This is a genomic window from Bradyrhizobium sp. Arg237L (genome assembly GCF_029990105.1).
In the GTDB taxonomy this organism is placed as follows: Bacteria; Pseudomonadota; Alphaproteobacteria; order Rhizobiales; family Xanthobacteraceae; genus Bradyrhizobium.
Genome location: NZ_JAQMIL010000043.1, coordinates 1 through 22518, shown reverse-complemented (window position 1 = coordinate 22518; position 22518 = coordinate 1). Strand labels below are relative to the sequence as shown.

Sequence of the window (22518 nt, the reverse complement as noted above, 5' to 3'; positions counted from 1 at the left end):
CGCGCGCCCCTGTCCGATGCTTGTACTGGATGCTCGGTCGCGCCGTTGACCGCCAGTTTTGATCGGGGCTGACGTCCCGGTCCTCCAAGCCTTCCAACACTTTACCAATCTTTCAACGACGCTCGCGCGCGCTTTTGCGCCTTCGCGCGTCAATTCAGATGGAGTCGGCCTGCGCGGCGAGCGCGGCCGGATTGCGCCATGACTATTCAAACTGACAAACGTCCCGCCGCGATCCGCGTCGTGATCCCGTTTGCATTCCGCCATTGGCTGAAGCAGCCCACCCGCGCCACGACCGTGTTGGTCGGCTTTCTCGGCGCCACCGTCGCCGACCTGTTCATGCCGGTTTACTCCGGCCATCTGGTCGACGCCCTGACGCTCGGCACCTCGGACCTGGCGGCGCGACATGCGGCGATGGTTGCGTTCGGCGGCATCGTCGCGCTTGGCCTGTTGTCGATCATCCTGCGGTTTGTGGGGCTGCAGGCGATCGTGCCGTTCACGCTGACGACGATGTCGGATGTGGCGCAGGAGGCGTTCGCGCGGGTGCAGCGGTTCTCGACCGACTGGCACGCCAATTCGTTTGCCGGCTCGACCGTGCGCAAGATCACCCGCGGCATGTGGGCGATCGACCTGCTCAACGACACCGTCCTGATGGCGCTGTTGCCGTCGTTGATGGTGCTGGTCGGCTCGATGATCCTGCTCGGATTGCACTGGCCCGTGCTCGGCGCCGTGATCGGCGTCGGCGCGGTGATCTATGTTGCGATGACCATCGTGCTCTCGGTGAATTATATCGCACCGGCCGCGCGCGTCTCCAATGCCTGGGACACCAAGGTCGGCGGCACGCTGGCGGACGCGCTCACCTGCAACGCAGTGGTGAAATCGTTCGGCGCCGAGGCGCGCGAAGATACGCGGCTCGCCGGCGTCATCGCCCGCTGGCGCAGGCGGGTGCTGCGCACCTGGCTGCGCTACAACGCAACCAACATGGCGCAGCTCGTGGTGCTCTTGTGCTTCCGCGCGTCGGTGGTCGGCGGCGCCATCCTGCTGTGGCTTGCCGGCCGCGCCTCGCCGGGCGACGGCACCTATGTGTTGACGAGCTATTACGTCATCCATGCCTACTTGCGCGACGTCGGCATGCACATCAACAATCTGCAGCGTTCGGTCAACGACATGGAGGAGCTCGTCACCATCCATGGCGAGCCGCTCGGCATCGTCGATGCGCCTGACGCAAAGCCGATCGACGTCCAGGGCGGAAGGATCACGTTCGACAACGTCACCTTCCTCTATGGCGGGCATCGCACGCCGCTCTATGACGCACTGTCGATCGATATCCGCGCCGGCGAGCGTGTCGGGCTGGTCGGTCGGTCCGGCTCGGGCAAGACCACGTTCGTGAAACTGGTGCAGCGCCTCTATGACGTCTCCGACGGCCGCATCCTGATCGACGGCCAGAATATCGCTCACGCGACCCAGCAGTCGCTGCGCAGCCAGATCGCGATCGTGCAGCAGGAGCCGATCCTGTTCCACCGTTCGCTGGCGGAGAACATCGCCTATGGCCGGCCCGGCGCCAGCATGGCGGCGATCGAGCAGGCGGCGCGGCTTGCCAATGCGCACGACTTCATCATGCGATTGCCGAAGGGCTACGGCACGCTGGTCGGCGAGCGCGGCGTCAAACTGTCCGGCGGCGAGCGGCAGCGCGTCGCGCTGGCGCGCGCGTTCCTTGCCGATGCGCCGATCCTGATCCTGGACGAGGCGACCTCGAGCCTCGACTCGGAATCGGAGGTGCTGATCCAAGAGGCGATGGAGCGGTTGATGAAGGGCCGCACCTCGATCGTGATCGCGCACCGGCTGTCGACGGTGCGCGGCCTCGACCGCATCCTGGTGTTCGATCGCGGCGAGATCGTCGAGCAGGGCACCCATGCCGCGCTGACCGCGCGACCGGGCGGCATCTATCGCAGCCTGTTCGAGCGGCAGGCGACGGAGTTCGGCCGCGTCGCGGCGGAGTAGCCGCCGTCATTCCGGGGGGCGCGTCAGCGCGAGCGCTGCGCGTTGCTCCGGAACGACACGCGTTCGACCCCGCGTGCGCGCGCTGATCGCGACCGTCGCCACCACGGCGGCGGCGAACAGCACGACCTGCGGGGTGATCGTCTCGCCATTGAAGACCGAGGCGAGCACGAAGGTGACGAAGGGCTGCAGCAACTGGACCTGCGACACCCGCGCGATCCCGCCCATCGCCATGCCGGCATTCCAGGCGAAGAAGCCGATCCATTGCGAGAACAGCGCGACGTAGAGCAGACCAAGCCATGGCTTAAGCGAAATGTGCATGGGATCGGCCGGCATCGTCAGCGCCGCCGCCGGCAGCGCGAACGGCAACGCGATCACCAACACCCAACTGATGACTTCCCAGCCCGGCATCTCCGCGGTGAGCCGTCCCGAAAAGCCATAGCCAACGGCGGAAACCGCAACAGAGGCGAACAGGAAGAGGTCGCCCGTCGACAGCGTGCCGCCGCCATCGCGCAGCGCAAAGGCGATCACCAGCACAGCGCCGACGACAGCGGCGACCCAGAACAAGGGCCGCGGCCGCTCGTGGGTAATGGTCACCGCCACCAGCGCGGTCGCGATCGGCAGCACGCCGAGCACGACGCCGCCATGGGAGGCGTCAACGCGCTGCATGCCTTCTGCCATCAGCAGCGGAAACAGGATGGCGACACACAGCATCACCAGCGCAAGCTGCGGCCATAGCTCCCGCCGCGGCAGCGGCCGCCGCAACACAATCAGAAGCGCGAGCGAGCATAGGCCGGCGATTGCCGTGCGGATCGCGGTCAGGGCAATCGGATCAATTTCCGCAACGGCAAGCCGCGTCGCCGGTAGCGTGCCGCCGAAGATCGCCATGCCGATGAAGCCCAGCAACAGGCCGAGACGTTCGCGCGAGGAGGACGAGGACATGAAACAGGTGGTTACCGGCTTTGCGGTTCCGCGTACAGCAATCTACTCGGTGCATATGGCAGCCATGCGCGCGCTATCTCGGAGCAATTCCGCTGCACACCAGCCCGATGCCGGATAGAAACAACAGCCCGAGCACGATGTTCGTGAAATTCCGGTCGCTCAGCGCATGATAGATTCGCGCGCCGAGCCAGGCGCCGGCCACCGTCGCCGGAAAGGTCACGACAGCGAGCGCGAGGACGTCCCTCGTGACGAAGCCGGCGAACGCCTGCAGCAACAGCGCAGTCGCCAGCACCGTGAAGTTGAAGGTCTGGAAAATCCCGCGCCGCTGCTCCTTGGTCCAGCCGCGCACGCTGGCCCAAAGAATCGGCAAGGGGCCGGAAAGGCCGGCGAGGCCGCCGAGGATGCCGCCGGCAAATCCGATGGCGCCGTCGAACGGCTTGCCGCCAAACTTGATCGCCATCGGCTTGCGTTGAAAATAGAGCGCGGTGGGAAAGACCAGCAGAAACACGCCGATGGTCAGCTTGAAGGTGTTTGGATCGGCATGCGCGATCAGCAGCGTGCCGAGCGGTACGCCGGCGAGCCCGCCGAGCACGAACGGCCAGACCAGCCTGAAATCGATCGAGCGCCAGATCGAGGGCAGGGTGGTGACTTGACCGACGACAGAGCTGATCAGGACCAGAGGCACGGCAAACGCGGGCGGCGCGACGTAAAGCCAGATCCCCAGCGCCATCAGCGCGGTGCCGAAGCCAGCAAGGCCGGATACGAAGCCCCCGGCGAGCGCGCCGACGAACAGCACCGTCAGGGCGAATCCGCCCATCATCGTCTTGTTCTCATTGTCATTGGCCTGACGTTTACACGACGAGCCCGGCAGGCACTATCGCAAATCCGCTGCTTCGGATCGTTGCGCGACGACGTCATTCCGGGGCGCGCGCGAGCGCGAACCCGGAATCTCGCGCCGCAATCTCCAGATTCCGGGTTCGCATCTTCGATGCGCCCCGGAATGACGGTCTGCAAAAATGGCGAGGGGTCCGGCGTGTTTGCGCCGAACCCCTCATTTCCAAGAACATCAGCCGGCCTGTAAGCCGGGTTCTGTAGGGCACCATTCTCGCGAATGGTACGTGACGGCCATTCCTCTGGGACCGCCTTTGCAGACGGCCTCGAGCAACCTACCCGGACGGCGGGCCTGACATCGCCCTGCAGCGTTATCGCTTGCGCGAACAGCCTGCGTTGCCGTCCCTATTCGGTTTTGCTCCCGGTGGGGTTTGCCATGCCGTCTCCGTTGCCGGAAACGCGGTGCGCTCTTACCGCACCTTTTCACCCTTGCCGCGCCGAAGCCCCGAAGGGCGAAGGCGGGCGGTTCGTTCTCTGTGGCACTTTCCCTGGGGTTGCCCCCGCCGGACGTTATCCGGCACCGCATGTCGATGGAGCCCGGACTTTCCTCCCCCGCGGCCTTTCGGCGCTTGCGGGAGCGGCCGTCCGGCCGACTGACGCCCATAGGCATGGGGGTTCCAGCCGGTTCCGTCAAGCGGATAACGCCCGCGAAGCGCGCCAAAATAATCTATCCTGAAGGTGTCGTTTTGCCTGTCGCCCGTTCGACTGGATGTCGGCGATCCAGCCGATCAAGAGGAGATTTTCAGATGCAGTACCTGCTGTTGATCTATCGAAAGGAGGCAGAGTTAGGCCGCATGACCGCCGATGACCGCAAGAAACTAACGGCGGAATACGGTGCATTCACCCAGTCCATCATCCAGAGCGGCCATTTCAAGGCTGGCGACGGGCTGCAACCCTCAACGACTGCGACGACGGTGCGGGTTCGCGACGGCAAGATATTGACGACGGACGGTCCATTCGCGGAAACGCACGAACAGCTCGGCGGCTATTACCTGATCGACGCCAAGGACCTCGACACCGCTCTCGGCGTCGCCGCGCGGATTCCCGGCGCCAAGACCGGCTCGATCGAAGTCAGGCCGATCATGATCTACGACAACAACTGATGCCGTACCGTCATTCCGGGATGCGCCATTTGGCGCAATCCCGGAATGATGATTTGACAGACCGCATGACTCCAACCCAGATCGAAAAGATCTTCCGCGACGAGGCGAGCCGGGCGCTGGCGACGCTGATCCGCCTCGTCGGCGATTTCGATCTTGCGGAGGATGCGCTGCAGGAGGCATTCGCGGTGGCGCTCGAGCGCTGGTATGCGGGCGAACTGCCGCAAAACCCGCGGGCGTGGCTCGTCAATGTCGGCCGCAACAAGGCGATCGATCGCATCCGCCGCAATGCCGTGTTCCGCGGCAAGCAGCAGGAGCTGACGCACGAACTCCTGCTCAATGCGTCGTCGCCATGCGAGATCGTCGATGCCACGCTCGACGACGACATGCTGCGGTTGATCTTCACCTGCTGCCATCCGTCGTTTGCCGACGAGGTGCAGGTCGGGCTGACGCTGCGCACGGTGTGCGGACTCAGCACGGCCCAGGTCGCGCGCGCCTTCCTCGTCAGCGAGGATGCGATGGCGCAGCGGCTGCTTCGCGCGAAGCAGAAGATTCGCCTCGCCGGCATTCCCTATGAGGTGCCCGAGCGCGAGGCGCTGGAGCCGAGGCTCCGCGGTGTGCTCGCGGTGATCTATCTCGTCTTCACCGAAGGCTACGCAGCGACCTCCGGCGAGGATCTGATGCACCCCGATCTGGCGCGCGAAGCGATCCGGTTGGCGCGGCTGATCGATGCGCTGATGCCCGCCCGCGGCGAGATCAAGGGGCTCTTGGCATTGATGCTACTGCATGACGCGCGCCGCGCCGGTCGCGAGACCGCGGGCGGCGACATCGTGCTATTGGAGGAGCAGGACCGCTCGCTGTGGGACATCAGCCAGATCGCTGAAGGCTTGCGATTGGTGGAGGAAGCGTTGCGCATGCCCGGCCGGCCGCAATCCTACGCCGTGCAGGCCGCGATCGCGGCACTCCATGCCCGCGCGCCAAGCTATCAAGACACCGACTGGCCGCAGATCGCCGGCCTCTATGAAGTGCTGCTCCGCATCAGCCCATCACCGGTGATCGAGCTGAACCATGCCGCGGCGGTGTCGATGGTCGACGGCCCGGCGCGCGCGCTTCACCTGATCGACGCGCTCGAAGCGCGCGGCAGCCTCAAGGGTTACGAATTGCTGCCGGCCGTCCGCGCCGATCTGCTGCGTCGCCTCGGTCGCACCGACGCCGCGCGCGAAGCCTATCTGGCGGCAACCGCCGCGACGCAACTGGAGCCGCTGCGCCGGCTCTACGCGCGACGCATCGCGGAGATGGAGTCCCGTCCGTCATTGCGAGGAGCGTAGCGACGAAGCAATCCATCTCTCCTCGTGTGCGGAGGGATGGATTGCTTCGCTGCGCTGCGCTCGCAATGACGAAAGACCTGCCTACTTCGCCGCAACCTCTGTCGCCGCCTCCGGCAGGCTCTCCAGCAGCGCGTGCAGGGTGGTCATGGTCGAACGATCGACGATGCCGTCGACGCGCGCCTGGCGGAAATGGCGCTGGAAGGCGGTGACGACTTCCATGGTGGGGCCGTCGAACTTGCCGTTGGTCGGGATGTTGTAGCCGTAACGGGCGAATGCCTTCTGCATGTTGGTGACGTTGTCGTTGATCGCGCCGAGCTGCAGCGTCTCCCCGCGCACGATCGGCGCCGGCTGAACCCAATGCCCGACGCCGGAATTGGCGAGCGAATGCCACGGGAACTTTTCGCCGGGATCCTTCTTGCGCGCCGGCGCGACGTCGGAATGGGCGAGCACGCGATACGAAGGCACGTTGCGGCGAAGCATGATGCCGCGGCACAGCGCGATCACTGCTGCGATCTGGCGCAGCGGATAATCCGGGTAGCCCCAGTCGTGGCCGCGGTTGATGATCTCGATGCCGATCGAGCAGGAATTGATGTCCCCTTCGCCTGCCCAGCAGGACACGCCGGCGTGCCAGGCGCGCTTGCTCTCCGGCACGCATTGCACGATGCGGCCATCCTCCAGCACAATGTAATGTGCGGAGACCTCGGTGCCGGCGGTGCAGAGTTGGGCGATGGCGCCTTCGACGTCGGGCATGCCGGTGTAGTGCAGCACGATCATGTCGGGCTGCCGGTCGTTGGCGCGTTCGCCGAAATTCACCGAAGGGATGACGTCGGAGACGATCGAGGAGTCCGGGGTAAAGGTTTTCATGTCGGCGATGGCCCTCGGAACGGGAAGGGCGCGTTGACGTTTCGAATCAGCGGACGTGAACGAACCAGATGGCATCCCAAATCTCAAACCCGGCGGCGGAACGGCAGCCCTGCAATTTCCGGACAGCCTGCAATTTACTATTCCTTTACCCTGCCGCGGGCGCAATCACATGGCGCGCACATCCCGCGAATTTTAGACCCGCCTGTGGATGGTGCGCATCAGCGGGTTCCAGGTGTGGTTAAAAAGCAAAAAAAAACCGTGAAGGATTCGGCAACGCTTTCTTAACGCTAAGTGCCGTTACTAAGTGGTGAATTGCCGAACCGGTTTTTGAGGGACGGCCGAGGCCCGCTTGCGCGCGAAATCCCATGGCAGCCCAGCAAACTCCGGTCGGAAATCAGGATTTGCGGCCTGATCTGGGAACCGGCGTGTGCTCCGTGCCGCGGCTGCTCGGACGGAACCGCGGTGTGACGCGCAACCATTCGAGGCGCCATGGGCTGGTCCGTGTCCAGTTTCGATCCCCTACGCCGGACAACGCTCGGAGCCGGCGCATGACCGCTGCCGCGCCGCATATTTCGGTGCTCGGCCGCGAGGCGGTCGAGATGCTGGATCCGCGGGACGGCGGCATCTATATCGACGCCACTTTCGGCGCCGGCGGCTATAGCCGCCTGATTCTCGACATGCCTGGAACCCGCGTCATCGGCATCGACCGCGACCGCTCGGCGATCACGGGCGGTTTCGATCTGGTCGATCGCGCCGATGGCCGATTGACGCTGGTCGAGGACCGCTTCTCCAATCTCGCCGAGGTCTGCGCCGCTCAAGGCGTCGAGGTCATTGACGGCGTGGTGATGGACATCGGGGTCTCCTCGATGCAGCTCGACCAGGCCGCGCGCGGCTTCTCGTTCCGCCTGGCGGGCCCGCTCGACATGCGGATGGGGCATGCGGGGCCGACCGCGGCGGATGTGATCGCAACCGCGTCCGAGCGCGATCTTGCCGACATCATCTATCTCTTCGGCGAGGAGCGGCACTCGCGCGGCGTGGCGCGCGCCGTCGTGGCCGCGCGCAAGGAAGCGCCGATCACGACGACGCAAGCGCTGGCCGACATCGTCGCCAGGGTCGTCCGGTCCAAGCCGAACGAGATCCATCCGGCGACGCGGACGTTCCAGGCGCTGCGCATCTTCGTCAACGAAGAGCTCGACGAATTGCATCGCGCGCTCACCGCCGCAGAGCGCGTGCTGAAGCCGGGCGGGCGGCTCGTGGTTGTTTCGTTCCATTCGCTGGAAGACCGCATCGTCAAGAATTTCCTGGCTGAGCGCGGTAAGGTTTCCAGCGGCTCACGGCATCTGCCCGAAGTGGCGCAGATGGCGCCGAGCTTCAAGATACTGACAAAACGTCCGCTGACGCCGTCCGAGGACGAGATCGCGGCCAATCCTCGCGCCCGGTCGGCCAAGCTGCGCGCCGCCGAGCGTACGGAAGCACCGGCTCATGCCGAGGGTGCACCGCCGTCATGGCCGACGCTCGAACGCGTGATGAGGGGAGGCTAGCGCATGCGCATCCTCCATTTCCTCGTGATCGGTTTCCTCGTGGTTTGTGCGGCCTATGTCTACCGCATCAAGATGGAATCGACGGCCCGTACCGAGCGCGTGCTGCGGCTGAACGCGGAAATCCGCGAGCAGCGCGACGCGATCGCTGCCCTGCGCGCCGAATGGGCCAAGCTCGACTCGCCGCTTCGGCTGCAGGGGCTGGCCGAGCGTCATCTCGCGTTGAAGCCGCTCACGGCCAATCAATATGATTCGCTGAAGAACTTGCCCGAACGTCCGCCGAACTTCGCGCGGCCGGGCGCGCCCGATCCGATCGGCGCGATGATCAACACCATCGAGGCCGCCGCCGACCAGGAGAGCGTGACCGGATCGGTACGAGAGCCGGCGCAGCAGGGAGATCAGCAATGACCGACCGCGCGCCAAGCACAAAGCCGGCCGAGCCGTGGCGGCAGCGGCTGATCCGCGGCCTGCTCTACGGGCGGAATGTCGACCGCGCAGTGAAGGCGCGCGCCCGCGTCGGCTTTGCGATCATCGCGTTTGCCGCGGTCTACGCCATCATTGCCGGGCGGCTCGTGATGTTCGCGATCGGCGCCGATAGCCACGGCGCGCGCCGCACCGCCTCGCAGGATGCGATCGCGACCGCGCGCCCTGATATCATCGACCGCAATGGCGCAATCCTCGCGACCGACGTCAAAGCGCCGAGCCTGTTCGGCGAGCCGCGCCGCATCATCGACAAGGACGAGGCGATCGAGCTTCTGACCGCGACGCTGCCCGACCTCGACACCGCCGAAGTGCGCGACCGTCTGTCCTCGCGAAAAGGCTTCGTCTGGCTGAAGCGCGAGATCACGCCGCAACAGCAGCAGGATATCCACCGCCTCGGCGTTCCCGGCATCGGCTTCCTGCGCGAGAACAGGCGCATCTATCCGACCGGCGCGACCGTTGCCCACTTGATCGGCCTCGTCAATATCGACAACCAGGGCATCGCCGGCATGGAGAAGTGGCTGGACAATAACGGTCTGGCCGATCTGCATCGCGCGGGCTTTGCCACCGACCGCTTGCAGAAGCCGGTGGAATTGTCGATCGATCTGCGCGTCGAGCACGCGCTGCGCGACGAGCTCCTGAAGGCCAAGGAGAAATACAAGGCGAAGGCGGCATCGGGCCTCGTTTCCAATGTCCGGACCGGCGAGATCGTCGCGCTGGTCTCACTGCCTGATTTCGATCCGAACAATCCGAAGGAAGCGCACGATCCCGATCGCATCAACCGGCTGACCACGGGCGTGTTCGAGATGGGCTCGACCTTCAAGACGCTGACGCTGGCGATGGCGCTGGATTCCGGCAAGGCCACGCTCCACACCATGTATGATGCGCGCGGTGCGCTGCACTATGGCAAGTTCGCGATCCACGACAGCCATCCGCTCGGCCGGGCGATCTCGCTGTCGGAAGTGTTCACCTTCTCCTCCAATGTCGGCGCGGCGCGCATCGCGCTTGCGCAAGGAGTCGAGGCGCACAAGGCGTTCCTGAAGAAGGTCGGCCAGCTCGACCGGCTGCGCACCGAATTGCCGGAGAGCGCATCGCCGATCGTGCCGAAGCGCTGGGGCGAATTGAACACGATCACCATCTCCTTCGGCCATGGCATCGCGGTTGCGCCGCTGCAGGCGGTGATGGGCATCAATGCGATGGTCAATGGCGGCTATCTGATTCCGCCGACCTTCCTCAAGCGCTCGGAGGAAGACGCCAAGGCGATGGCCAAGCGGGTGGTGAAGCCTGAGACGTCGGACAAGATCCGTTATCTGATGCGACTTAATGCCGAAATCGGGACCGCCAAGTCGGCCGACGTGAAGGGTTATTATATCGGCGGCAAGACCGGCACTGCGGAAAAGGTGGTCAACGGCCGCTACTCCAAGAAACAGGTGCTGAACTCCTTCACCGCCATCCTCCCGGCCGATAATCCGAAGTACCAGCTCCTGGTGATGCTGGACGAGCCGAAGGCGCTGCCGGAGACCCATGGTTTCATCACCTCGGGCTGGAACGCGGTGCCGACCGGCGGCAAGGTGATCGCCCGTATTGCGCCGCTTTTGGGGCTCGAGCCGCGGTTCGACCTGCCGCCGTCCGACCGCCTTATTCTTGCGGCATCGAGGACAACCCAGTAAGGCGTGGGGGCAGGGCTTGATCCGGAAGCGTGGATGCGGGGTTTCCGAGAGGATCATGCGCCGTCACGTTTGAGCCTGTGAGCAGCGGGCCGGACTGGAAGATCATGAGACTTCGCGACCTTTTCAGTGCTGATGCCACGATCGATCCGCAGGCGGAAGCCGTCGAGATCGGAGGGGTGACGGCCGATAGCCGCACGGTGAAGCCGGGCGATCTGTTCTTCGCACTCGCGGGCTACAAGACCGACGGGGCGCGCTTCATCGATGCCGCGATTGCCGCGGGCGCAGCCGCTGTTGCGAGCGAGCACCGGCCGCAAGGCGGGTTGCGCGTGCCATTTGTCGTGACGCCGAATCCACGCCGCGCGCTGGCGTTGGCTGCGGCGAAATTTTTCCCGCGCCGGCCCGAGACCATCGCGGCGGTGACCGGCACCAGCGGCAAGACATCGGTGGCGGCTTTCACGCGCCAGATCTGGCAGCGACTGGGGCACGATGCCGCGAGCATCGGCACCATCGGCTTGGTGTCGCCGAAGCGTACGGTCTATGGCTCGCTGACCACGCCTGATCCGATCGAGCTGCATCGCCAGCTCGACGAGATCGCTCGCGATGGCGTCACGCATCTCGCATTCGAAGCGTCTTCGCACGGGCTCGACCAGTACCGGCTTGATGGCGTGCGCGTCGCCGCCGGCGGCTTCACCAACCTGTCGCGCGACCACATGGATTATCACCCCGACGTGGCGCACTATCTCAACGCGAAACTGCGGCTGTTCCGCGATCTCGTGATGGATGGCGGCGCGGCGGTGATTTCGGCCGATCATGATTGTTCGCCTGAGGTGATCGATGCGGCGCGTGCGCGCAAGCTCAGGATCATCGCGGTTGGCCGCAACGTCGATGGCGGAGATGATATTCGCCTGGTCGACGCTTCGATCGATGGCTTTGCGCAGAAGCTTACGGTCGAACACCGTGGCCGAAAGCGCGCCATCCGTTTGCCGCTGGTCGGTGAATTCCAGATCGAGAATGCACTGGTGGCCGCCGGCCTTGCGATCGGGACCGGCAGCGACGCCGATGCCGTCTTCGCAAGCCTCGAACATATCGAGGGCGCCAAGGGTCGGCTCGAACGCGTCGGCGAGCGCAACGGTGCGCCGATTTTCGTCGACTACGCACACAAGCCGGACGCACTCGCCAAGGCGCTGCAGGCGCTGCGGCCCTATGCGAAGCGCAAGCTGATCGTCGTCCTTGGTGCCGGCGGCGACCGCGATGCGGGCAAGCGTCCGCTGATGGGCGCGATCGCCGCTGACAATGCGGACAGCGTCATCGTTACCGACGACAATCCGCGCAGCGAGAATCCCGCGACGATCCGTGCCGCCATCCTTGCTACGGCGAAGGGCGCCAGCGAAATCGGCGATCGTGCGGAAGCGATCAGGGCGGGCATCGCCGCGTTGCAGCCGGGCGATGTGCTTTTGATTGCCGGCAAGGGGCATGAAGTCGGACAGATCATCGGCGACAAGACGCTGCCGTTCAGCGATCATGAGGCCGTGGCCGCGGCGCTTGGAGCGAGGGTCGCATGAGCACATTACTGTGGACATCGGCAGCGATGGTCGACGCGATGCGCGCCGCCACACAGGGGCGCTTGCCCTCCGGCGTCACTGGTCTTTCCATCGACAGCCGCACGCTTCGGCCGGGCGAGGCCTATTTCGCCATCAAGGGCGACGTGCATGACGGCCACAGTTTTGTCGAGGCCGCATTGAAAGCGGGCGCGGCGCTCGCGGTGGTCGAAAGCGCGCAGCGCGAAAAGTTCCCCGCCGATGCGCCGCTCTTGATCGTCGACGACGTGCTCGCTGCTCTGGTCGATCTTGCCCACGCCTCGCGCGCGCGGCTCAACGCTCGGATCATCGCGGTCACCGGCTCGGTCGGCAAGACCTCGACCAAGGAAGCGCTGCGGCATGTGCTCTCGGCGCAGGGCGAGACGCATGCCTCCGTTGCTTCCTTCAACAATCATTGGGGCGTGCCGCTGTCGCTGGCGCGCTGTCCGGCATCGGCGCGCTTTGCGGTGTTCGAGATCGGCATGAACCATGCTGGCGAGATCACGCCGCTGGTGAAGCTGGTGCGGCCGCATGTTGCCGTCATCACCACCGTGGAGCCGGTGCATCTGGAGTTCTTTTCCGGCATCGAAGAGATCGCGGACGCCAAGGCGGAGATCTTTCTCGGTCTCGAGCCTGATGGCGCCGTCGTGCTCAACCGCGACAATGCGCAATTCGGAAGGCTCGAAGCCCGCGCGAAGGAACTTGGCATCCCACGCGTCGTTTCCTTCGGCACGGACGCGCAATCCGATGCGCGGCTGATCGATGTGTCGCTCCACGCGACCTGTTCCGCTGTCCATGCCAACGTCCTCGGCTGCGACGTCACCTACACGATCAGCATGCCGGGCCGCCATATGGCGATGAACTCGCTCGCCGTGCTCGCCGGCGCGGCGCTGATCGGGGCGGACCTTGCGCGCGCGGCATTGTCGCTGTCGCAGCTCGAGGCGCCCGCGGGCCGCGGTGCGCGGCGCATCCTCGAGGTAGGGACCGGCGAGGCGACGCTGATCGACGAAAGCTATAATGCCAATCCGGCGTCGATGGCGGCCGCGCTGAACGTGCTCGGGCAGGCCCAGCTCGGCCCGCACGGCCGCCGCATCGCGGTACTCGGCGACATGCTCGAACTCGGGCCGACCGGGCCTGCGCTGCATCGCGGTTTGGCCGAGGCTGTCAACGTCAACAATATCGACCTCGTTTATTGTTGTGGTCCGCTGATGCGCAACCTCTGGGACGCTCTTTCCACGGGAAGGCGGGGAGGCTATGCCGATAACTCGGCGAGTCTGGAGACCCAGGCGGTCGCGGCCATCCGCCCCGGCGACGCCGTCATGGTCAAAGGATCGCTGGGTTCAAAGATGAAGCGGATCGTCAACGCGCTGGAAAAGCGCTTTCCCGGCAAAGCCGCGCATGAAGAAGCGGTATAGGCATATTGAATGTTTTATTGGCTGATCGACCTTTCCAACACGGTGCCCGGCTTCGGGGTGTTCCGGGGGGCGCTCAACGTGTTCCGCTACATCACCTTCCGCACCGGCGGGGCGATGGTGACGGGCGCGCTGTTCGTGTTCCTGTTCGGGCCCTGGATCATCGATCATCTGCGGCTGCGCCAGGGTAAGGGCCAGCCGATCCGCACCGACGGCCCGCAATCGCACCTGATTACGAAGAAGGGCACGCCGACCATGGGCGGGCTGATGATCCTGTCCGGCGTCGTCGTGGCGACACTGCTCTGGGCCAACCCGATCAATCCCTATGTCTGGATCGTGCTGGCGGTGACGCTGGGTTTCGGCTTCGTCGGCTTCTATGACGATTATCTGAAGGTCACCAAGCAGAGCCACAGCGGCTTTGCCGGCAAGCTGCGCCTCGCGATCGAGGCGATCATCGCGCTCGCCGCCTGTTACGCGCTGGTGCGGCTCGGGCGCGACGTGTCCTCGACCTCGCTCGCGATTCCCTTCTTCAAGGATCTGGTGTTCAATTTCGGCTGGTTCTTCGTGATCTTCGGCGCCTTCGTCATGGTCGGCGCGGGCAACGCGGTGAACCTGACCGACGGCCTCGACGGTCTCGCCATCGTTCCGGTGATGATCGCGGCTGCCAGCTTCGGCATGATTTCCTATCTCACCGGCAACGCGGTGTTCTCCGACTACCTGCAGATCAACTACGTCGCCGGCACCGGCGAGCTCGCGGTGCTCTGCGGCGCCGTGCTGGGCGCAGGTCTTGGGTTTCTGTGGTTCAACGCGCCGCCGGCGTCGATCTTCATGGGCGACACCGGCTCGCTCGCGCTCGGCGGCATGCTCGGGGCGACGGCGGTCGCGGTGAAGCACGAGATCGTGCTGGCGGTGATCGGCGGCCTGTTCGTGCTGGAGGCGGTTTCGGTGATCGTGCAGGTGGCCTCGTTCAAGCTCACCGGCAAGCGCGTGTTCCGGATGGCGCCGCTGCACCATCATTTCGAGCAGAAGGGCTGGACCGAGCCGCAGATCGTGATCCGCTTCTGGATCATCGCCGTGATGCTGGCGCTCGCCGGCCTTTCCACGCTGAAGCTGCGATGATCCCTGTCACCTCTTTCGCGGGCAAGACGGTCGCCGTGTTCGGACTCGGCGGTTCGGGGCTTGCGAGTTGCCAGGCGCTGAAGGCGGGTGGGGCGGAGGTGATCGCCGGCGACGACAATTCCGACAACGTCACCAAGGCCGCGCAGGCCGGTTTCGTCACCGCGGACCTGCGCTCGGTCTCCTGGACGAATTTCGCCGCGCTGATCCTGACCCCCGGCGCGCCACTGACTCATCCGGCGCCGCATTGGAGCGTGCTGCTGGCGCGCCAGGCCGGCGTCGAGGTGATCGGCGACATCGAACTGTTCTGCCGCGAGCGACGGCGGCACGCGCCGCAAGCGCCTTTCGTTGCCATCACCGGCACCAACGGCAAGTCGACCACGACAGCGCTGATCGCCCATCTGATGAAGGTCGCCGGCTACGACACCCAGATGGGCGGCAACATCGGCACCGCGATCCTGTCGCTGGAGCCGCCGCGGATGGGGCGTGTGCACGTGATCGAGATGTCGTCCTACCAGATCGACCTCACGCCTTCGCTCGATTCGTCCGTCGGCATCCTGCTCAATGTCAGCGAGGACCACATCGATCGCCACGGCACGCTGGAGAATTACGCTGCGGTGAAGGAGCGGCTGGTGGCCGGCGTGCAGCCGGGTGGCACCTCGATCGTCGGCGTCGACGACATCTTCTGCCGCAACATCGCCGATCGCCTGGATCGGTCAGGCAAGCGCGTGGTGCGGGTGTCCGTGAAGAACCCGCTGCCGGACGGCATCTATGTCGAACACGAGACCATCGTGCTGGCGTCGGGCGCCGCGCGCAGCGAGGTCGCGCGACTGGGCGGCATCGGCTCGCTCCGCGGCCTGCACAATGCCCAGAACGCGGCATGCGCTGCGGCCTGCACGCTGGCGATGGGCATCTCGACGGATGTGCTGCAAAACGGCCTGCGCAGCTTTCCCGGCCTCGCCCACCGCATGGAGCAGGTCGGCCGCCGCGGCAACGTGCTGTTCGTCAATGACTCCAAGGGCACCAACGCGGATGCAGCCGCCCATGCCCTGTCGTCTTTCTCCGATATCTTCTGGATTGCCGGCGGCAAGCCCAAGGCCGGCGGCATCACCAGCCTGACTGGCTATTTCCCGCGCATCCGCAAAGCCTATCTGATCGGCGAGGCCGCGCAGGAATTCGCCGGCACGCTCGGCGAGGCCGTGCCGCACGAGATTTCGCAGACGCTGGATGTAGCAGTCGCCGACGCCGCGCGTGACGCGGAAGCCTCTGGGCTCACTGACCCGGTTGTCCTGCTGTCGCCGGCCTGCGCCTCGTTCGACCAGTACCGCAATTTCGAAATCCGCGGCGCCGCCTTCCGCGACCTCGTGACAGCGCTGCCCGGCGTCAAGCCGGTGGTGATGTAGCCCGTCATGGCCGGGCTTGTCCCGGCCATCCACGTCTTCCCTTCGTTGCGGCGGCAAAGACGTGGATGCCCGGCACAAGGCCGGGCATGACGAGGGGAGAGAGGTTCGCTCTATCTCCAAAGTTGCTCACTCCATTAACCCTTCGGAAACCATCCTCGTCCACCAATGGCCGTTACCTCGGCATTCTGGGGACGCCCATGCTCGCCCGTGATCAACGCACCCCGTTCTCCGACTGGTGGTGGACCATTGACAAGCCGCTGCTGGCGGCGGTCATCGCGCTGATGTTCGGCGGTGTCATCCTGTCGCTGGCGGCGAGCCCGCCGGTCGCGACCCGGATCGGGCTCGACCCCTTCCATTTCTTCAGCCGGCACGTGATGTTCCTGCTGCCGTCCTTCATCGTGCTGATCACGGTCTCCTTCCTGTCGCCGCGCCAGATCCGGCGCGCCGCGGTGGTGGTGTTCTTCGTCAGCATCGCGCTGATCGTGATGACTTTGCTGGTCGGCCCGGAGGTGAAGGGCTCGCGGCGCTGGATCACGCTGGTCGGCGTCAACATCCAGGCTTCCGAATCGGCAAAGCCGGCCTTCGTGATCCTCGCGGCCTGGCTGTTTGCGGAATCGACCAGGCGTCCGGAAATGCCGGCGACCTCGATGGCGCTGGTGCTGCTGTTGACGCTGGTCTCGCTGCTGGTAATGGAGCCCGATTTCGGCCAGACCATGCTGATCCTGATGGTGTGGGGTGCGCTGTTCTTCATCGCAGGGATGCGGATGATCTGGGTCGCGGGGCTTGCGGGCGCCGCCGGCCTCGGCCTGTTCAGCGCCTATCTGTTCGTCCCGCACGTTGCCGGCCGCATCAAGCGCTTCATGAATCCGGCCTCCGGCGACACCTTCCAGGTCGACATGGCGATGGAGGCATTCTGGAACGGCGGCTGGTTCGGGCTCGGGCCGGGCGAGGGCATTGCAAAACGCAGCCTGCCGGACAGCCACACCGACTTTGTCTTCGCGGTCGCCGCGGAAGAATTCGGCATCATCCTCTGCCTCGCGCTGCTGGCGCTGTTCGCCTTCGTGGTGATCCGCACGCTCTCGCGCGCCTATGCGACCGAGGACATGTTCGCCCGCTTTGCGGCGTCGGGGCTTGCGATCCTGTTCGGCGTGCAGGCTGCGATCAACATGGCGGTCAATCTGCAATTGATCCCCGCCAAGGGCATGACGCTGCCGTTCATCTCCTATGGCGGCTCCTCGATCGTCTCGCTGGCCTACGGCGTCGGCATGATGCTGGCGCTGACCCGGCAGCGCCCGCGCACCGAGATCGAATCCGTGAACGCGGCCGGCGCCGTGCAGGGCTATGCCTGACTAGCGCCGTCGGCTATTTGAGACCATGGACAACGCGCCCCTCATCCTGCTTGCGGCCGGTGGCACCGGCGGCCATTTGTTCCCCGCCGAAGCGCTCGGCGTGGAACTGATCAAGCGCGGCCTGCGCGTGCGGCTCGCGACCGACGCCCGCGCGCTGCGCTACAGCGGACTGTTCTCCAAGGAAAATATCGATGTGGTGCCGAGCGAGACGGTGCGCGGACGCAATCCAATCACGCTCGCCCGCACCGCGATCACGCTCGGCTACGGTATCGTGGTTGCCGCCAATCTGGTGCGCCGTCTGAAGCCGGCCGCGGTGGTCGGCTTCGGCGGCTACCCCACGGTGCCGCCGCTGCTCGCCGCGCGCCTGCTCGGCGTACCCGGCATCATCCATGACGCCAACGCGGTGCTCGGCCGCGCCAATCGCTTCCTCTCCAGCCGCGTCAATGCGATCGCGACCTCGCTGCCCGGCGTGCTCGATCGCGATCCGGCGCTGGCCGGCAAGACCACCACCGTCGGCACGCCGATGCGGCCCGCGGTCCTCGCGGCTGCCGCGGTGCCGTTTGCCACGCCGGAGCCGAACGGGCCGCTGCGCCTGCTCGTGGTCGGCGGCAGCCAGGGCGCGCGGGTGATGAGCGATATCGTGCCCGGCGCGATCGAAAAGCTCGAGCCCGCGCTGTGGAGCCGGCTGATCCTCACCCAGCAGGTGCGGGAGGAGGACATGGCGCGGGTGCGCGCGGTCTATGACCGGCTCAAGATCAATGCCGAGCTCGCGCCGTTCTTCGCCGACCTGCCGGCAAGACTAGCCGCCACCCATCTCGTGATCTCGCGCTCCGGTGCCGGCACCGTCGCCGAGCTCGCCGCGATCGGCCGGCCCTCGATCCTGGTGCCGCTGCCCGGCGCGATCGACCAGGACCAGTTCGCCAATGCCGGCGTGCTGTCGCAGGCCGGCGGCGCGCTGCGGATTGCGCAGGCGGAATTCACGCAAGGCCGGTTGGCGGCCGAAATCTCTGCTTTCGCGGCCGAACCTGAGAAATTGACGGCGATGGCGGCAGCCGCGCGCGGCGCCGGCCGGCTCGACGCCGCTGAGCGGCTGGCCGATCTGGTGGTGAAAGTGGCTGGAATTTAGGCCGGAACAGCGAATTTTCGCCCGTTTGGCGTCATGGCCGGTCTTGTCCCGGCCATCCGCGTCTTGCATGAAGGGCAGGAGATTCGTGGGTGACCGGGCAAGTGCCGGGCATGACGAGGGAAAACGAACCATGAGACTGCCGCGCGAGATCGGACCTATCCACTTCATCGGGATCGGCGGCATCGGCATGAGCGGCATTGCCGAGGTGCTCTGCAATCTCGGCTACACCGTGCAGGGCTCTGACGCGTCCGAGAGCGGCAATGTCGTGCGGTTGCGCGACAAGGGCGTCAAGGTTTCGGTCGGCCACAAGGCCGAGAACATCAACGGCGCCGACGTCGTCGTGGTCTCGACCGCGATCAAGCGCGACAATCCGGAACTGATGGCGGCGCGCGCGCAGCGCATTCCCGTGGTGCGCCGTGCCGAGATGCTCGCCGAATTGATGCGGCTGAAGAGCTGCGTCGCGATCGCCGGCACCCATGGCAAGACCACGACCACCTCGATGGTCGCAGCGCTGCTCGATGCCGGCGATTTCGATCCGACCGTGATCAATGGCGGCATCATCAATGCCTATGGCACCAATGCGCGGCTCGGCGCAGGGGACTGGATGGTGGTGGAAGCCGACGAAAGCGACGGCACGTTCCTGAAGCTACCGACTGATGTCGCCATCGTCACCAATGTCGACCCCGAGCATCTCGACCATTTCAAGACCTTCGAGGCCGTGCAGGACGCGTTCCGCGCCTTCGTCGAGAACGTGCCGTTCTATGGCTTTGCGGTGATGTGCATCGACCATCCTGTGGTGCAGACGATCGTCGGCCGCATCGAGGACCGCCGCATCATCACCTATGGCGAAAATCCGCAGGCCGATGCGCGGCTGGTCGACCTGCAGCCGATTCCCGGCGGCTCGAAGTTCAAGGTCTCCTTCCGCAACCGCAAAACCGACGTGGTGCACGAGATATCGGATATCGTGCTGCCGATGCCCGGCCGCCACAATGCGTTGAATGTCACCGCGGCGATCGCGGTCGCGCGTGAACTTGGCATTTCCGACGAAGCGATCCGCAAGGCCATCGCAGGCTTCGGCGGCGTGAAGCGGCGCTTCACCAAGACCGGCGAATGGAACGGCGTCATCGTGATCGACGATTACGGCCACCATCCCGTCGAGATCGCTGCGGTCTTGAAGGCGGCGCGCGAGTCCTACAGCGGCAAGATCATCGCCGTGGTGCAGCCGCATCGTTTCACCCGCCTGCAGTCGCTGTTCGAGGAATTCTGCACCTGCTTCAACGACGCCGACGCCGTTGTCGTCGCCGAGGTCTATCCGGCAGGCGAGGCGCCGATCCCGGGCATCGACCGCGATCATTTCGTGCTCGGCCTGCGCGCGCATGGCCATCGCGAGGTGATCCCGCTGCCGAATGCCGGCGAGCTTGCGAAAATCGTTCGCGACCTTGCCAAGCCCGGCGATCTCGTCGTGTGCCTCGGCGCCGGCAACATCACGCAATGGGCTTACGCATTGCCCGGCGAATTGAAGGCGTTGGGCTAGCGTGGCCGGTTTCCCCGACATCACGCCAGAGCTGAAAGCCGCGATGCCGGAATTGCGCGGGCGTCTCTTGGCGAACCAGTCGCTGGCGGAACTGACCTGGTTTCGCGTCGGCGGACCGGCGCAGGTGCTGTTCACGCCGGCGGATGAGGACGACCTCGCTTATTTCCTCGCGCGCTTGCCGCAGGAGTTGCCTGTCTATGTCGTCGGCGTCGGCTCGAACCTGATCGTGCGCGACGGCGGCATGCCGGGCGTCGTGATTCGCCTCGCGCCGCGCGCATTCGGCGAGACCAGGGCCGAAGGCGACGTCGTCAGCGCCGGCGCCGCGGCGCTCGACAAGCGCGTGGCGGAGACGGCGGCTGCGGCTGATATCGGCGGCATGGAGTTCTTCTTCGGCATCCCCGGCACCATCGGCGGTGCGCTGCGCATGAATGCGGGCGCCAACGGTGGCGAGACCAAGGATGTGCTGCTGGATGCCACCGGCATCGGCCGCGACGGCACCAAGCATGTCTTCACCAATGCCGACATGAAATTCGTCTATCGCAGCAGCGGCGTCGATCCCTCGATCATCTTCACCTCCGCCCGCTTTCGCGGCAAGATCACCGCGCCCGAGGCGATCCGCGCGCGCATGAACGAGGTGCAGACCCACCGCGAGACCGCACAGCCGATTCGCGAGAAGACCGGCGGCTCGACGTTCAAGAACCCGCCGGGCAACAGCGCCTGGAAATTGATCGATGCCGCCGGCTGCCGCGGCCTGCGCGTCGGCGGCGCCCAGGTCTCGGAGATGCACTGCAATTTCCTGATCAACGCCGGCAATGCCACCGGACGCGATATCGAGACGCTCGGCGAAACCGTGCGGCAGCGGGTGAAAGAGACGTCGGGAATCGAGTTACACTGGGAAATCAAGCGAATCGGGATTCCGTAGTCATTCCGGGGCGCGCGAAGCGCGAACCCGGAATCCAGAGCTTATACGGAGAGAAGATTCCGGGTCTGGTCCTGTCGGACCATCCCGGAATGACTGAAGGCAACAGCGATGCGAACGACCATTCTCTTCGGCGGCAGCAACAAGGAACGCCTCGTCTCGGTGGCAAGCGCGCAGGCGCTGCACCAGGCTTTGCCGGAGGCCGATCTCTGGTTCTGGGACGTGGCTGACAATGTCCATGTCGTGCGGTCCGAGCAGCTTCTCGAACATGCGAGGCCCTTCCAGGACGAGTTCAGGCCCGGCACGCGCGGCATCCCGCTCGCGCAGGCGCTCGACCAGGCTGCCCGCGAGGATCGCGTGCTGGTGCTTGGCCTGCACGGTGGCAGCGCGGAGAACGGCGAATTGCAGGCGATGTGCGAGATGCGCGGCATCCCCTTCACCGGTTCTAGCTCGGCTTCCTCGCATCTTGCCTTCGACAAGGTCGCGGCGAAGCGATTCGCGGCGATTGCGGGCGTGCCGGCGCCGAGCGGCATCGCCCTGGACGAGATCGACGCTGCCTTCGCCGAATACGGCAGGCTGATCGCCAAGCCTGCGCGCGACGGATCAAGCTACGGCCTGATCTTCGTCAATGCGAAGCAGGACATCGTCGCCGTCCGCAACGCCGCCAGGGCGGAGGAATATCTGATCGAGCCGTTCGTTGCGGGCGTGGAGGCAACCTGCGGCGTGCTGGAGCGGTCCGACGGCGCAATCTTCTCGCTGCCGCCGATCGAGATCGTGCCGGCGGAGGGCGCGTTCGACTACACCGCAAAATACCTGCTCAAATCGACCCAGGAGATCTGTCCCGGGCGCTTTTCGCCTGATATCAGCGCTGCGATCATGGACCTTGCGCTCCGCGCCCACCGGGCGTTGTCCTGCGCCGGCTATTCCCGCACCGACTTCATCATCTCCGCCAAGGGCCCGATCTATCTGGAGACCAATACGCTGCCGGGGCTGACCAAGGCCTCGCTCTATCCGAAGGCGCTCAAGGCGCAGGGCATCGAGTTCGTCGATTTCCTGCAAGAGCAGATCGAATTGGCCAGGCGGCGGACAAGTCCTTCCGTCATTCCGGGGCGCGCGTAGCGCGAACCCGGAATCCATCGGGCTACGGGCGCAAGCGGCGAAATGGATTCCGGGCTCGATGCTTCGCATCGCCCCGGAATGACGGCTGTCATATTCGCACATCTTGCGAAGGAATTTGATCGCTGATTCCGTGAGTTGAACGATGATTCGCGGGA

Annotated in this window: 18 protein-coding genes and 1 other RNA gene; 15 read left to right on the top strand and 4 right to left on the bottom strand. The window is 65.4% G+C overall.

Annotation, left to right across the window (positions count from 1 at the left end; translation table 11 throughout):
- Positions 1–198 precede the first annotated feature (198 nt).
- A complete protein-coding gene (locus tag OZ411_RS24595) occupies positions 199–1998 on the top strand; it encodes an ABC transporter ATP-binding protein (protein WP_282530019.1) in 1800 nt (599 codons plus the stop codon).
- Positions 1999–2004: 6 nt separating this feature from the next.
- Here OZ411_RS24595 and OZ411_RS24590 read toward each other — a convergent pair whose 3' ends face one another.
- From OZ411_RS24590 to rnpB, 3 genes are all read right to left on the bottom strand, one after another.
- Positions 2005–2937 carry a DMT family transporter gene (locus OZ411_RS24590; protein WP_282530018.1) on the bottom strand — a complete coding sequence of 311 codons (933 nt, stop codon included), beginning with the start codon at positions 2935–2937 and terminating at the stop codon, positions 2005–2007.
- Between the two features lie 73 nt (positions 2938–3010).
- A complete protein-coding gene (locus OZ411_RS24585) occupies positions 3011–3754 on the bottom strand; it encodes a sulfite exporter TauE/SafE family protein (RefSeq protein WP_282530062.1) in 744 nt (247 codons plus the stop codon).
- Between the two features lie 245 nt (positions 3755–3999).
- An RNA gene (gene rnpB / locus OZ411_RS24580) (RNase P RNA component class A) lies at positions 4000–4425 on the bottom strand.
- Positions 4426–4574: 149 nt separating this feature from the next.
- Between rnpB and OZ411_RS24575 the strand changes: the two genes are divergently transcribed.
- Together OZ411_RS24575 and OZ411_RS24570 are read left to right on the top strand one after the other, a co-directional pair.
- On the top strand, positions 4575–4931 hold the full coding sequence (locus OZ411_RS24575; RefSeq protein WP_165421009.1) for a YciI family protein: 357 nt from the start codon (positions 4575–4577) through the stop codon (positions 4929–4931).
- A gap of 65 nt (positions 4932–4996) precedes the next feature.
- Entirely contained in the window at positions 4997–6256 is a 1260-nt protein-coding gene (locus OZ411_RS24570; RefSeq protein WP_282530017.1) for an RNA polymerase sigma factor, read from the top strand.
- A gap of 81 nt (positions 6257–6337) precedes the next feature.
- Here the strand turns inward: OZ411_RS24570 and OZ411_RS24565 are convergent, their stop codons facing one another.
- Positions 6338–7195 (bottom strand): N-acetylmuramoyl-L-alanine amidase, encoded by an 858-nt coding sequence (locus OZ411_RS24565; protein ID WP_282530016.1) that lies wholly within the window; start codon positions 7193–7195, stop codon positions 6338–6340.
- 473 nt (positions 7196–7668) lie between these two features.
- Here OZ411_RS24565 and rsmH point away from each other — a divergent pair, with 473 nt between their 5' ends.
- The 12 genes from rsmH (at position 7669) to OZ411_RS24505 (ending at position 22363) form a co-directional block, all read left to right on the top strand.
- Positions 7669–8661: a 16S rRNA (cytosine(1402)-N(4))-methyltransferase RsmH gene (gene rsmH / locus OZ411_RS24560; protein ID WP_349017035.1), complete on the top strand. Its 993-nt coding sequence runs from the start codon at positions 7669–7671 to the stop codon at positions 8659–8661.
- Between the two features lie 3 nt (positions 8662–8664).
- On the top strand, positions 8665–9066 hold the full coding sequence (locus OZ411_RS24555; protein ID WP_282530014.1) for a hypothetical protein: 402 nt from the start codon (positions 8665–8667) through the stop codon (positions 9064–9066).
- Complete coding sequence (locus OZ411_RS24550) at positions 9063–10808, top strand: penicillin-binding protein 2 (RefSeq protein ID WP_282530013.1); 1746 nt, start codon at positions 9063–9065, stop codon at positions 10806–10808. Before OZ411_RS24555 ends, OZ411_RS24550 begins: the two co-directional genes overlap by 4 nt.
- Positions 10809–10912: 104 nt before the next feature.
- Entirely contained in the window at positions 10913–12370 is a 1458-nt protein-coding gene (locus OZ411_RS24545; RefSeq protein WP_282530012.1) for a UDP-N-acetylmuramoyl-L-alanyl-D-glutamate--2,6-diaminopimelate ligase, read from the top strand.
- Positions 12367–13800, top strand: coding sequence for a UDP-N-acetylmuramoylalanyl-D-glutamyl-2,6-diaminopimelate--D-alanyl-D-alanine ligase (locus OZ411_RS24540; RefSeq protein ID WP_282530011.1), 1434 nt, complete (start codon positions 12367–12369; stop codon positions 13798–13800). The genes OZ411_RS24545 and OZ411_RS24540 overlap by 4 nt, the downstream gene beginning before the upstream one ends.
- Positions 13801–13809: 9 nt before the next feature.
- Entirely contained in the window at positions 13810–14916 is a 1107-nt protein-coding gene (gene mraY, locus OZ411_RS24535) for a phospho-N-acetylmuramoyl-pentapeptide-transferase (RefSeq protein ID WP_282530010.1), read from the top strand.
- Positions 14913–16316 (top strand): UDP-N-acetylmuramoyl-L-alanine--D-glutamate ligase, encoded by a 1404-nt coding sequence (gene murD / locus OZ411_RS24530; protein ID WP_282530009.1) that lies wholly within the window; start codon positions 14913–14915, stop codon positions 16314–16316. The genes mraY and murD overlap by 4 nt, the downstream gene beginning before the upstream one ends.
- Before the next feature lie 197 nt (positions 16317–16513).
- The gene (ftsW, locus tag OZ411_RS24525) at positions 16514–17665 is read left to right on the top strand and encodes a putative lipid II flippase FtsW (RefSeq protein WP_282530008.1); all 1152 of its coding nucleotides are present in this window, start codon (positions 16514–16516) and stop codon (positions 17663–17665) included.
- Positions 17666–17690: 25 nt separating this feature from the next.
- Entirely contained in the window at positions 17691–18791 is a 1101-nt protein-coding gene (gene murG, locus OZ411_RS24520) for an undecaprenyldiphospho-muramoylpentapeptide beta-N-acetylglucosaminyltransferase (protein WP_282530007.1), read from the top strand.
- Positions 18792–18921: 130 nt separating this feature from the next.
- Entirely contained in the window at positions 18922–20325 is a 1404-nt protein-coding gene (gene murC / locus OZ411_RS24515; RefSeq protein ID WP_282530006.1) for a UDP-N-acetylmuramate--L-alanine ligase, read from the top strand.
- Position 20326: 1 nt separating this feature from the next.
- Entirely contained in the window at positions 20327–21247 is a 921-nt protein-coding gene (gene murB, locus OZ411_RS24510; protein ID WP_282530005.1) for a UDP-N-acetylmuramate dehydrogenase, read from the top strand.
- 108 nt (positions 21248–21355) lie between these two features.
- Entirely contained in the window at positions 21356–22363 is a 1008-nt protein-coding gene (locus OZ411_RS24505; protein WP_282530004.1) for a D-alanine--D-alanine ligase, read from the top strand.
- Positions 22364–22518 lie beyond the last annotated feature (155 nt).